This is a genomic window from Sporolactobacillus shoreicorticis (genome assembly GCF_024125445.1).
GTDB lineage: Bacteria > Bacillota > Bacilli > Bacillales > Sporolactobacillaceae > Sporolactobacillus > Sporolactobacillus shoreicorticis.
In genome coordinates, this window is the sequence record NZ_JAMXWM010000006.1 from 121,993 (window position 1) to 135,164 (window position 13,172).

The 13,172-nt window shown below is 47.6% G+C and carries 12 protein-coding genes and 1 riboswitch; of the genes, 11 read left to right on the forward strand and 1 reads right to left on the reverse strand.

The window, feature by feature from the left end:
• The first annotated feature begins 159 nt into the window (after positions 1-159).
• From NIE88_RS07110 to NIE88_RS07140, 7 genes are all read left to right on the forward strand, one after another.
• The gene (locus NIE88_RS07110; protein ID WP_253060630.1) at positions 160-1,215 is read left to right on the forward strand and encodes an ABC transporter ATP-binding protein; all 1,056 of its coding nucleotides are present in this window, start codon (positions 160-162) and stop codon (positions 1,213-1,215) included.
• A complete protein-coding gene (locus NIE88_RS07115; RefSeq protein ID WP_253060631.1) occupies positions 1,208-2,134 on the forward strand; it encodes a carbohydrate ABC transporter permease in 927 nt (308 codons plus the stop codon). Before NIE88_RS07110 ends, NIE88_RS07115 begins: the two co-directional genes overlap by 8 nt.
• Complete coding sequence (locus tag NIE88_RS07120) at positions 2,134-2,958, forward strand: carbohydrate ABC transporter permease (RefSeq protein WP_253060632.1); 825 nt, start codon at positions 2,134-2,136, stop codon at positions 2,956-2,958. Before NIE88_RS07115 ends, NIE88_RS07120 begins: the two co-directional genes overlap by 1 nt.
• A gap of 71 nt (positions 2,959-3,029) precedes the next feature.
• Positions 3,030-4,352 (forward strand): ABC transporter substrate-binding protein, encoded by a 1,323-nt coding sequence (locus NIE88_RS07125; RefSeq protein ID WP_253060633.1) that lies wholly within the window; start codon positions 3,030-3,032, stop codon positions 4,350-4,352.
• A 146-nt stretch (positions 4,353-4,498) separates the two neighbouring features.
• Positions 4,499-5,863, forward strand: coding sequence for an MBL fold metallo-hydrolase (locus NIE88_RS07130; protein ID WP_253060634.1), 1,365 nt, complete (start codon positions 4,499-4,501; stop codon positions 5,861-5,863).
• A gap of 74 nt (positions 5,864-5,937) precedes the next feature.
• Positions 5,938-6,115: riboswitch (Lysine riboswitch) on the forward strand.
• A 215-nt stretch (positions 6,116-6,330) separates the two neighbouring features.
• A complete protein-coding gene (locus tag NIE88_RS07135; protein ID WP_253060716.1) occupies positions 6,331-7,728 on the forward strand; it encodes an amino acid permease in 1,398 nt (465 codons plus the stop codon).
• A gap of 84 nt (positions 7,729-7,812) precedes the next feature.
• Positions 7,813-8,139 (forward strand): DUF1516 family protein, encoded by a 327-nt coding sequence (locus NIE88_RS07140; RefSeq protein WP_253060635.1) that lies wholly within the window; start codon positions 7,813-7,815, stop codon positions 8,137-8,139.
• Between the two features lie 112 nt (positions 8,140-8,251).
• Here the strand turns inward: NIE88_RS07140 and NIE88_RS07145 are convergent, their stop codons facing one another.
• Positions 8,252-9,445 (reverse strand): aminotransferase class I/II-fold pyridoxal phosphate-dependent enzyme, encoded by a 1,194-nt coding sequence (locus NIE88_RS07145; protein WP_253060636.1) that lies wholly within the window; start codon positions 9,443-9,445, stop codon positions 8,252-8,254.
• 247 nt (positions 9,446-9,692) lie between these two features.
• Between NIE88_RS07145 and NIE88_RS07150 the strand changes: the two genes are divergently transcribed.
• From NIE88_RS07150 to NIE88_RS07165, 4 genes are all read left to right on the forward strand, one after another.
• Entirely contained in the window at positions 9,693-10,952 is a 1,260-nt protein-coding gene (locus NIE88_RS07150; RefSeq protein ID WP_253060637.1) for a glycosyl hydrolase family 18 protein, read from the forward strand.
• A gap of 79 nt (positions 10,953-11,031) precedes the next feature.
• Positions 11,032-11,901 (forward strand): NAD(P)-dependent oxidoreductase, encoded by an 870-nt coding sequence (locus tag NIE88_RS07155; protein ID WP_253060638.1) that lies wholly within the window; start codon positions 11,032-11,034, stop codon positions 11,899-11,901.
• Positions 11,902-12,127: 226 nt separating this feature from the next.
• A complete protein-coding gene (locus NIE88_RS07160) occupies positions 12,128-12,502 on the forward strand; it encodes a DUF423 domain-containing protein (RefSeq protein ID WP_253060717.1) in 375 nt (124 codons plus the stop codon).
• Positions 12,503-12,661: 159 nt separating this feature from the next.
• Positions 12,662-13,117, forward strand: a complete 456-nt coding sequence (locus NIE88_RS07165) for an HIT family protein (RefSeq protein ID WP_253060639.1) — start codon at positions 12,662-12,664, stop codon at positions 13,115-13,117.
• Positions 13,118-13,172: the final 55 nt, after the last annotated feature.

Below are 13,172 nucleotides of genomic sequence, written 5' to 3' on the forward strand. Positions count from 1 at the left end.
GACTTGCAAATCTATGTAAATTCCGCTAACAATAATGCTTTTTTCGCTCTATTGTGTTATTCACAAAAAATATTTACACTTTTTTAAAATAAAAGACAATTATAGTGATGAAAAATGTGGTATTCTGAAAGGCTAAATAGATTAAGGAGGACCTTATTCTTGAAACTAACGTTGAATCAACTCACGTTACGCTTTTCGGATGTTACCGCTGTCGATCATTTGTCCTGTACCGTCAATGACGGAGAATTTGTTTCTTTACTTGGGCCAAGCGGGTGTGGCAAAAGCTCGACCCTATTTATGCTGGCCGGACTCTATCAGCCGACAGAAGGAGAACTTTTCTTTGATGACACGAAAGTGAACACTGTCGAACCGGAGCATCGGGAAATCGGTATGGTCTTCCAAAACTACGCATTATATCCGCATATGAGTGTACGTAAAAACATCATGTTCCCATTGAAAATGAAAAAAGTTTCGCGTAAGGAAGCTAATGCGCGAGCGGTTGAGATTGCTGAGCTAGTAAAGATCGAATCGCTTTTAGAGCGCAAACCAGCGCAGCTTTCCGGTGGACAGCAGCAGCGCGTCGCGATCGCACGCGCGCTTGTGAAGCATCCGAAGCTGCTTCTCCTTGATGAACCTCTATCAAATCTTGATGCCAGGCTGCGCATCAACATGCGAGCAGAAATTAAACGAATTCAACGTCAAGTAGGCATTACCACTATCTTTGTCACCCATGATCAGGAAGAAGCACTCAGCATTTCCGATCGCATTTTATTGATGAATCAAGGCCGTTTCCAACAGTTTGACCATCCTCAAGATGTCTACCTTCACCCGACCAATCGTTTCGTTGCTGAATTTCTAGGAAATCCGCCAATTAATCTATTGCCTGTGAACTTCTCGGAAGGAACGGCTCGCCTGGTACAATCGGACAAGCAAGCAAATAGTTATCTCGGTGTTCGACCGGAACACTTGGCCGTTGTTAATGATGGAGCCAATGCGTTACGCGGTCGATCGGAAAGCATTGAATCAGTGGGCAGGGATCATGTTCTGACCGTTGCCATTCAAAATCAAAAAGTGAGAATACTTATTGACGCCGATCAGCCGATCAAGGCAGGAGACATGGTCTATGTCAGGCCGAAGCCGGATCGCGCATATCTTTTTGATAACGAAGGAAATACGATCACCGCGCAATGGAACGGAGGATTGACCGATGATTGAACGCCGGACGTGGAAAAAAACGTTGCGGGCACTTCTCTACTTGGCGCCGGCATTAGCGTTAATTATTGTTTTTGATGTGTATCCGATTATTAAATCATTTCTAATTAGCTTTTATACCCGATATAACTATTTCACGGATGTCGTTTACGCGCGCGGCATAGACAATTATTTATCAATCTTTAATGATCCGGAGTTCTGGCTGTCACTGCGCAATACGGCGATCTTTGTTCTTGGTGTTGTTCCCGCCTCCATTTGCCTGTCACTTGCCGTAGCTGTTTTGCTTAATCAGAAGATACGCTTTCGCGGCTTGCTTCGAACGATCTATTTTATTCCATTTGTGACTTCGGTTGTGGCTGTGTCCGTTGTCTGGCGTTGGATTTTTCACTCTCAGTACGGATTGCTTAATGCAGCACTCGGCTTGGTAGGTATTTCCTCAATTCATTGGCTGACCGATCCGAATTGGGCCATGCCCGCACTTATTATTCTGGCAATTTGGAAAGGCCTCGGCTATAATATTGTCATTTTTCTTGCCGGCTTACAAAATATCGACAGCAACTATTATCGGGCGGCAAGAATCGATGGCGCTTCACCATGGCAGCGTTTCATCCATATCACGGTTCCGATGCTTTCAGGGACGACCTTATTCGTCTCAATTATCGCGATGATCAACGCGTTCAAGGTGTTTGACGAGATTTATGCGTTATTTAACGGCTATCCCGGACCGGTCAACAGCGCGGAGACCGTTGTCTACTACATATACAACAAATTTTATGTTCAGAACCAATACGGCATTGCCTCGGCTGCCTCCTACGTTTTATTTCTGATTATTTTTGTACTGACTTTGATTCAGCTTAAGGTAGGCGGGCAGAAAAAGGAACGTACACGCAGCAAAAAATTAGCGACTGGAGGTGGCCGTTGATGCGTCGCGGGGCTTTTTCTAAGGGTTTTATTTATCTTCTCTTAATTGCCGGGGGTATTTTAATGCTTCTTCCCTTTGTCTGGATGATCAGTACGTCGCTCAAAGCACCGAATCAGGTCATGACACTGCCGCCGATTTGGCTTCCGCATCCGATTGAGTGGTCGAATTATCTTCATGCATGGCATACTGCACCGTTCGCACGTTATTTGTTTAACAGCATTTTTGTAGCGGCATTAAGTACTCTTGGCGTGCTGCTTACAACAATTCTCGCCGCCTATGCGTTTTCGCAAATCAACTTTTACGGTCGGGATGTGGTTTTCTCCATTTTGCTTGGCACAATGATGGTTCCGGGGGAGATCTTGCTAATTCCCAACTTTGTTACATTAGTAAAGCTGGGCTGGATCGATCATTATGAGGCGCTGACGGTTCCGTGGATGGCCAGTGTTTTCGCAATTTTTCTTTTACGTCAGTTCTTCTTGTCGATTCCAAAAGAGCTGAGTTATGCAGCCAAAATGGACGGGTGTAGTGACTTTAAGTATCTTTGGCTGATCATGGTACCCATTTCCAAACCGGCACTCATTACGATCGCTTTACTGCAGGTCATCGGCAGCTGGAATTCGTTTCTATGGCCGCTGATTGTCACCAATTCAATGACGATGCGCACGATGCCGGTCGGATTGATGGCATTCAGTTCGGAAGCCGGAACAGAATACAATTTACTCATGGTGGCTGCGACGATGGTGATTCTGCCGATGATTATTCTTTTCATCATTCTGCAAAAATACATCATTGAGGGGGTGACCCGAGCCGGAATCAAAGGATAAAATCAGCATCCATGTCGATGACCGCAACCAGCCTATTACCGTACAATTAAAAATTCGGGAGGAATTTATTCATGAGAAAGTGGATTGTGGCTCTTGTTACGGCAGTCCTCATTTTAGCGCTCACCGCTTGTTCGTCATCCAAAGGAACGTCAAGCTCCGGTAAAATCAGCGACATTCCTGATAAAATCAGCAAGCCGGTGACGATCACCTTCTGGCATGCGATGAATGGCGGACAGGAAAAAGCGTTGCAGCAGCTTGTCAAGGAATTTCAACAAACACACAAGAATATTACGGTTAAACTGGTAAATCAAGGAAACTACAGTGATTTAAGTACAAAATTAACTGCCGCAGCTAAAGCGCATACGCTGCCGGTTATGGCCCAGGCTTATGAAAACTGGATGTCGAGCTACATTAAGAACAACCAGATTGATGACCTGACACCTTATGAAAACAGTACCAAGCATGGTTGGAGCGCCTCGGACAAGAACGATATTGTCAAAGTATTCTTAGACAGCAACACGTTTAACGGCAAGCTGTACGGCGTACCTTTCAATAAAAGCACGGAGGTTCTCTTTTACAATACCGATTATTTAAAAGAGAAAAAGTTGTCCGTTCCGCAAGACTGGGATCAGCTGAAAAATGCGGCAACGAAGCTGACAGGGACAACGGGTAAGAAAAAAGTAGTCGGGCTTGGATTTGAGAACGGAATCGGGTTTGACTATCCGGCTTGGGTTCGCCAGGCAGGCGGGCAATATGCGGATGAAAAAGCGAATAAGTTGCTGTTTAACTCTGCTGAAGGTAAGGATGCCTTGAATTTTTTGACAAATATGACGAAAAACGGTACCGCTCGTCTTGCTGGTGAAGATAATTATATGTCGGGGCCATTCTCAAACGGAGATGTCGCGATGTATATTGGTTCCAGCGCCGGGATGTCGTTTGTTCAGAGCGGCGCAAAAGGAAAAGTTAATTGGGCAACGGCGCCGCTGCCGAAAGGAAAAGAGGCGGCGACTCCGTTCCAGGGAACAAATCTTGTCATGTTCTCTTCCGCAACTCCGGATCAGAAACTGGCCGCTTGGGAATTAATGAAGTATCTCTCAGATAAAAAACCGACAATGGAATGGGCGAAAGCAACCGGCTATGTTCCGGTCCGCAAGTCGGTGCTGGATGACGCAGAATGGGAAAGCTTTATTAAAGAAAACCCGGAATATGCCGCGGCAGAAAAACAATTCGATTCAGGATTCTTTGAATTTAGAAGTCCGGGAACGGAGCAAGTCAGCAACATTTTAACCAAGGAAATGCAAGCCGTCTTCTTGAATAAAGAATCCGTTGAAAAGGGACTGACCAGTGCCGCAAAACAGGGACAAAAAGTGCTTGATCAGGAAAAGGATAATTAATCGATTGATTGTGAATGTGGAATAAGATGTGACGGCGGGTTCCTGACAGACGGGGACCCGTTTGTTGATGAAAAGGTAACTTTTGTAAGCGAAGAACGGATTAATTTGAACTCGCCAAGTTTTTCTATCAATTGGGAGGAATGGGTATGCAAGACAATGAAGGGACGCACATTCGCTTTTGGGGCGGACTGCGCACCATTGGCGGAACGATTGTGACCATTCAGCACGCAGGATGTCGGCTTATTTTTGATTTCGGACGAACCTTTTCGGCGCAAAGTGAATGGCTGAACACGAGTGTATCATCCAGAATCGGACGCACGGTTCATGACGCTATCCGGCTCGGCGCATTGCCAAGAATCGATGGTCTATACAGTGCAAACCAGCTGCGAGGCATCGAAGGGGTTTCGCCGTATGAAGAACGAGCACAGCAGACGGAAGTTTATCTTTCGCATATGCACCTGGATCATATGGGGGCGATGGATACGATTGCACCGCAAGTGCCCGTTTTCATGACGGCTGAATCGCTTCAACTTGCTCGCGCTTTGGATGAATCCGGTGAACGGCTTCCGATCGCGCGCAGCTACGAGTCACTTGACTATGATTGTCCCCATTCACTTGGGGCCATGACAATCACACCGCTTTTCGTTGATCATGATGTACCCGGCGCGAGTGCGCTGCACATCCGGACACCGGACGGTTCAATTCTTTATACCGGTGATCTGCGCTTGCACGGCTTTCATCCGGAAGGGACAAAGGCATTTATCGGTAAGGCGAAGCGGCTTGGTTTTCGGTTGCTCCTCATGGAGACGACTACCTTGTCTTTTGACGAAGAAATGAAGGAACCACTCGTCGGTCGCATGGAAAATGTGCCGCAGCTCATGACCGAAGATGCTTTGGCAGAGCAATGTGCCGAATGGGGCGGACAAACAAAAGGTCTTGTTATTTTTAATTGCTACAATCGCAATGTGGAACGTCTGCACTGTATTGTTGCAGTGGCTAAGCAAATCGGACGTGCGGTTGCGTTTGATCCAGCAACCGCTCATATCCTTCATACGTTTTATCCGAATGACGAAGTGCTTATTTTTCGGAAAAATGCCGATCAGGCAAGCATCCTTCATCTAAAAAAGGATATGTGGGCCGATGCGGCAATGATTCATGCGGATCCGCGTCGGTATATGGTGCAGTGCGCCTATTCGGACAGTCTGGAGCTGCTCGATTTGGATTTGAAAAATGCTCTTTATATTCATGCAGGCGGTATGCCGCTCGGTGATTATGATCCTGATTATCAAAAACTGTTGAAATTACTTAGTGATCTTGGCGTTGTCTATGTCCCGCTCAATTGTTCCGGTCACGCGGCACCGCAGCAGTTAAAATGGATCCTTGATCAGCTCGATCCCGATGTCCTTATTCCGTTACATGGGTTCCATCCGGAACGGCTTGTTCCCGACCGAGGAAAGCAGTTTTTGCCGGAATACGGTAAAGAATATTCTTTAAACGATCTGTTCCGATGATATGTTTTGGTTGTCAATTATTTTTAATCAAGGTACAATAAGTTCTGTTGTTAACCAATCTCCTCACAGGATCGCGAGGGGGTAGAGGTGCGGCAGTTAAGACAAGCGCATTTGAGGCGAAGAGACGCCGGACGGTGCGTGTAAGGAACTGCCGCCGAAGTGCGTTCGGATTCTCTTGCCGAGTGCACTGGGTCCGTTTTCGAAAGGAGCGGGACTGTCACATGCATAGGCATGTGGTGCGCTATCGGAGGAAGATGTGCGAGGAGTAAATGGATCAATAAGCCTGCATGTAAGCAGTTCTTATTCGTTTTACTATGAAAATTTTCCGTCCGCCGAAGCCATTGCGTTGCTTCGACGGACGTTTTATTTCTTCACATATCTCCCCGAAAAACAGAGAGGGAGAGAGAAACGTGCAACAGAAGACAAAGAATCAATTAAGGCGCGGATTAAAATCACGCCATTTAACGATGATCGCTCTTGGGGGAGCGATCGGGACAGGACTGTTTCTTGCCAGCGGAAACGCAATCTATACGGCCGGTCCGGGCGGCGCGCTGCTCGCGTATGGATTGACAGGCGTCATGGTCTATTTTCTGATGACCAGCCTTGGGGAGCTGGCGACCTACATGCCGACCAGCGGATCATTCAGCACCTACGCGACGCGGTTTGTCGATCCGTCGTTTGGTTTCGCGCTTGGCTGGAATTATTGGTACAATTGGGCAATAACCATTGCGAGCGAACTGTCCGCTGCCACACTGATCATGAAATTCTGGTTTCCTGACAGTCCGTCAGTGCTTTGGAGCGGTTTGTTTCTGCTCATGATCTTCTTGCTTAATGCTTTGACGGTTAAAGGCTATGGCGAGTCGGAATACTGGTTTGCGTTTATTAAGGTCGCAACGGTTGTCATTTTTATTATCATCGGACTTTTGATGATTTTCCGCGTTCTTGGCGGCGGCGTGCCGGGGTTTGATAACTTTGCCGTTGGCGATGCGCCGTTCCATGGCGGATTTTTGGCGACATTCGGTGTATTTCTTGCGGCCGGCTATTCCTTTCAGGGAACGGAGCTGCTTGGCGTGAGCGCCGGTGAAAGCGAGCATCCGGAAAAAAGTGTTCCGAAAGCAATGAACACAATTTTTTGGCGTATCCTTCTGTTTTATATACTCGCAATCTTCGTTATTGCCATGATCATTCCTTATACGAGTCATAACTTGTCTGCATCGGATTCGATTATGGTCAGTCCGTTCACCTTGGTTTTCCAGAGAGCGGGTCTTGCGATGGCCGCCTCGGTCATGAATGCGGTCATTTTAACGGCGGTGCTGTCTGCCGGAAACTCCGGATTGTACGCTTCGACGCGTATGCTCTATGCGCTGGCTAAAAAGGGAAAAGCACCGAGGTTTCTTGGTTACGTCACGCGGAACGGGATTCCAATCTGGTCACTCGTTGTCACCGCGGCGTTCGGTCTGCTTGCGTTCTTCGCCTCCGGATTCGGCGACGGTATTGTTTATAACTGGCTGCTCAGCGCCTCGGGCATGTGCGGATTTATCGCTTGGCTCGGCATCGCGATCAGCCACTACCGTTTCCGCCGCGCCTATGTCGCCCAAGGCGGCAAACTTAGCGATTTGCCTTACCGGGCGAAGTGGTTCCCATTTGGTCCGCTGTTTGCCTTCGCGGTGTGCCTAGTTGTGGTGGTCGGTCAGAGCTTCGGCGCGTTTTCCGGCGGCCGGATTGATTGGGGCGGAATTGTCGCCGCCTACATTGGTATTCCGATTTTTCTTGCTGTTTGGCTGATCGCCAAATGGAGGATGAAGTCAAAATTGATCCCTCTTGATCAGTGTGATCTGTCACGTCATACAGAGCAACAAGATTAAGATCAAAACTGGGAAAAATGTGTCATCATGATAAAATAGAAGAAAATCTGGTGATTGATTTATAAACTGAAAAGAGGAAAATCGATGCACACTTTGCTGCAAATCCACGGCCTTGTCTGGGGCCTGGTGGTCATCTTTTTTATCTTAAGCTATGTTTTACCTGATCAAAAAATATGGAGTATGATCCTGCGGACGGCTTATTTAGTTATGATCATAACCGGAGTGGTGATGCTGGTTCTCATCCACTTCCCGCTGATGCCGACCATTAAAGGCGTACTTTCCTTTGCTTTAATCGGGCTCATGGAAGTGGCGATAGGCAAACGTAAGAAGAAAGAAATCTCATGGTTCATTCCTGTTCTCATTGCCGCACTGCTTCTTGTTATTGTATTTATGGGCTATCATGTCATTTAAAGAAAACAAATTAATTGGCAAATCTTGGTGCGGACAGAGGTTCAGTTGTCCTTACTTTCTTATTTGTGTAATCTAAAAGAACTTTTCCCGGCATTTATCGGGAAAAGTTCTTTTAATTCTGTACTGGCGTTTCTTTGAGAATTCCGGAAGCTTTGATTCGTTCGGCGGCTTCCTTCAGCCGTTCCTCGGATTCGAGCAGTCCGGCGCGGACGAACTGGTCGCCGTGAGTGCCAAATCCGGCGCCCGGTGCCATCGCAACATGCGCGCGTTCAAGAAGGACATTGGCGAAGGCTTCCGAGCTATAACCGCGTGGAACCCTGAACCAGCAGAAGAACGAGCCCTGTGGAGCGACAACATCCCAGCCGATCGCACGCATGCCGGAGACGAGGATGTCACGGCGATGCTCGTACAGCGCGCATAATTCTTGGACGGATTGCTGCGATCCGAGCAGAGCAGCTGTGGCCGCGTCTTGAATGGCGCTCGGCACGTCTGAATGATCAATATCATGGAATTGGCTGAGCGCCCGGATGATCGAAGCATTGCCGACAGCGAACCCGATCCGAAAACCGGCCATATTGTATGTTTTGGATAATGTGTAGATTTCAATCCCTTGTTCCTTTGCGCCCGGAGTCTGCAAAAAGCTGAGCGGGCGTCTGCCGTCAAAGCCAAAGGCGGCGTAGGCGAAATCGTGAACAACCGGAATGTGATGCTTTTTTGAAAAGGCAACGGTATCGGCGAAAAATTCTTTTGTCGCCATCGCTCCTGTCGGATTGTTCGGATAGTTCAGCATCAGAAGCTTTGATTTTTGCAGAATGTTTTCAGGAATGGTTCGATAGTCCGGTAAAAATCCATTCTCAGCGCGAACCGGTATGCCGTAGGTTTCAGCCCCCGCCAATTGCGGGCAAGCAAAATAGAGTGGATAGCCGGGATCGGCCGTCAGCATGATCTCGCCCGGATTCAGCATCGTTTGCGGGAGGGCGGAAATAGCGACGGTTGCACCATCAAACACAGTGATTTCCGTATCCGGATCAACAGAGACGCCGTACTCGCGCAGATAGAACGCACGGATTGCTTCTTTTAGTCCTGTTTTGCCGCCCGCAGGAGGATAGCCTTGATTTTTATGAAGTTGTGCCGCTTGATTCATTGCCTGAATAATTGGTTTGGGGGTCGGTTGATCAGGACTTCCGGTATGAAGATGAATGATATCAATACCCTTACTGACTACCGAATGAATCCGATGATCGATGCTGGTAAAGTAATTGTCGGGAAGCGCTTGTACCTGACGGGATGGGATGAATTCAGCCATTAATAACCCTCTTTTCCTTACATTCTTCCTATAGACTATGAACTGCAGCCTATTTTCGTTCGCTTTGGCGTGCGGTAAGCGCCGCCTTTAGTTTCGCAGCAAATTTAATGATAACCTTTTTTGGTTTTCTAATCTATAGCCGCTCTCGGAACCGTTTCTCGGCGCGATGAATAAACTAGTGTGAAATGCCTATGCATCTGCAGAAATAAGCATGCCTGCAAATGACGGGTGCGGGAAGGGTGGAACTATGTTTGTCTATACAGTGCGGGCTGGTGACTCATTGTTTGCAATCAGCCAAAAATTTGATATTCCTGTGAATACATTGAGAGCAGTAAACGGATTGACAGCGACGAATATCGTCACCGGTCAGTCGCTGCTCGTGACAAGTGATGTTTATACCGTTCAGCCGGGCGACAGCCTTTGGACGATCTCACGCATGGCGTATGTTCCGTTAAGTGCGCTGCGCGAGGCGAATCCGGGGATTAATCCTGAGCGTTTAAGTCCCGGCCAGAAAATTAATCTTCCGGCGATCGATCGCCGTGTGGCGACTCATTTCAGCTATACTCAGCTTCGGACACCGGCACTCGATCAAGCGGTCATTACGGACAACGCGCCATATTTGACGTATATCGGTATTTTTGAAACACATTTTAACTGGAACGGCGATTTAAGTCCGCTCAATGACAATGCGGCCGTTCTTGCGTCTTGGCGCGGGCGGGTTACACCGATTATTACGGTGACAAATTTAACTGAGACCGGATTTAATTCGGCATTGGTACAGCGCGTGCTGAATACGCCGGATGTTCAGCAGCGTTTAATCGATAACATGATCAGTTATGCGACTTCAAACGGGTACGGCGGGATCAATGTCGATTTTGAAGGCGTGCTGCCTGCCGATCGCAATGCTTTTGTTATGTTTCTTCAGGCGTTAAGTGAGCGCACGCAGGCGGCGGGGCTCAATCTCAGTATTGCGGTTCCGGCCAAGACCGACGATACGGTGCCATGGGTGCGCGGCTATGACTACGAGGCAATCGGAGCGATTGTCGATCAATTTTTTATCATGGCCTATGACTGGCATCATGCGGGCAGCGAGCCGGGACCGACGGCACCTATCCAGGATGTCATTGCTACCGTCAATTACGCAGCCAGTGTGATGGATCGGAATAAGATGATCATGGGTACACCGTTTTACGGTTATGATTGGCCGATTCCTTTTTCCAGTCAGAATCCGGGCAGAGCCATTACCTATCAGGCGGCGGTAAATCTCGCTATGAGTGAACAGGTGCCGATCAACTATTCGGCGGCCGATTATGCTGCTTATTTCTATTATACAGACGACAGCGGGCAGAACCGTGTTGTCTGGTTTGAGGATGTACGCAGTCTGTTTGAAAAGGCGCAGATTGTCTATAATGCACGGATCGGCGGGATCGGCACATGGCAGCTCAACTTTGCGATGCCTCAGTATCCATGGGTGTTCACTCACTTTTTCCAGATTCGCAAGGTTTAACCGCCTTGCATATAACGTGAAAACAGGCGCTGTTCATGCTATCGTTAACCTAGAATTGATAGGAAAGCGAGTGGGATGAATGGCAGTGAAGACGATTGGATTTGTTGGAACGGGAGTCATGGGAAAAGGGATGATTCGCAATCTGATGAAGGCGGGATTTACGCTTCAAATCTATAACCGAACGAAAAGCAAGGCGGCTGACCTTATTTCAGAGGGCGCCGTTTGGAAATCGAGTCCTGCAAAAACGGCTGAAGGAGCCGATGCGGTCATTACGATGGTCGGGTATCCTAAGGATGTCGCTTCTATTTACTTTGATAACGGGATCATTGATCATGCCGAATCGGGCGCTTACTTAATTGATATGACCACCTCATCACCTCAGCTTGCGGAAAAAATTTATCAGGCAGCCGCGGAAAAAGGATTGCACGCACTGGATGCCCCGGTTTCCGGCGGTGATGTCGGTGCCGAGAACGGTACGTTGTCGATCATGATTGGCGGAGATGCTCAAGATGCCGAGACCTTGGCACCTGTCTTTCAAGCTATGGGGCAGAAAATAGTCTATCAGGGAAAAGCCGGTTCGGGCCAGCATACAAAAATGGCGAACCAAATTGCGATTGCATCAAACATGATCGGCGTTGCCGAAGCACTCAGTTATGCGAAGCATGCTGGGCTGGATACTGATAAGGTGATGGAGAGCATTGAAACAGGAGCTGCCGGCAGCTGGTCGCTGACCAATCTTGGCCGGCGCATGCTGAAAGGCGATTTTGAGCCCGGCTTCTATATCAAGCACTTGATCAAGGACGAGCGAATCGCGCTCGAATCCGCTGAAACGATGGGCCTGGATACACCGGGACTTGCATTGTCCAAGAAAATCTATGATAAACTGGCTGAAAAAGGCGAGGAAAACAGCGGAACTCAGGCGATTTATAAAAAATATTGGAATAAGTGAGTAATTGAGAGGAAAAGCTGCGGCTGAAGTGCACGCAGCTTTTGTTGACTCTAGTATTTGTGAACAATTTACATTAAAAAGCCGAAATGCTCAATTGGTCAAAGCGATCGATAAAATCTTGAATACTACTAATCTATGAGAGCTTTTCTGAGCCGCACATGCGACGAGCCCTTTGAGAGGTGCTAGAATAAGATCAGAATCGTTGTTGAGAGGATTTGAGCTCATGATGAAAGGTTTTATTGTTTTTGGCGCCGTGTTGGCGCTGTTGTCTGTCACGTTCGGCGCGTTTGGGGCGCATATATTGAAGACGCGGCTTAACGAGCAAGATCTGGCCGTGTTTCAAACGGGTGTTCAGTATCAAATGTATCATGCGCTCGGACTGATTGTGATCGGTATCCTCGCACTGACCGTATTCAGCGGGCAGAACACTTTACTTTCTTGGTCCGGTTGGCTGATGACCGTCGGCGTTCTCCTTTTCTCAGGCAGCTTGTATGCGCTGACGCTGAGCGGTATTCGCGTGCTTGGCGCGATCACGCCAATCGGCGGTGTTGCTTTTCTCGTCAGCTGGCTGCTTGTTGTGATCGCTGCGCTGCGCGCATAATTGCAAGCAGGTTCCGGAAACATTAATAAGCGATCAGGAGAGGGCGTGGACATGCTCTCTTTTTTCTATGGAAAATAAGTTATACTTAATGATAAAGTAGATGCAATGTCGGAATGTAACAGAGCATTGTTAATTTGAACGATACCGGAGGCTTTTGTAATGAATTGGAGAGAAAACAGGATTGAGTCTGCTCTAAACGGGACAAATCCGATGGTTTTGTCGAAAATGAAAAGCGGTTTTGCAGTTATCGGAGATACACAGTTTTTACCCGGCTATTGTGTTTTGCTTCCAAATAAAGAGGTATTTAGCCTCAATGACCTGACGATTGATGAACGTTCACAGTTTCTAACGGATATGAGCTTAGTAGGAGACGCGATTATGAACGTTTGCCAGCCTCTTAGAATCAATTATGATATTTTAGGAAACACAGACGCTTTCTTACATGCGCATATTTTTCCAAGATATGAATGGGAAAAAGAGGAGAGAAGAAAGGGTCCTGTTTGGTTGTATGACTCATCCAATTGGTATGATGAAGCAAAGCAGTTTAATGAAGATAAGCATGGCAAACTCAAAGAAGAGTTGGCAAATGATCTGAACCACGTATACGGAAAATAATAAGAGCAGATATCTGCGGAACCACATGAACACAAAAACGGAGCGTCTCCCTTTA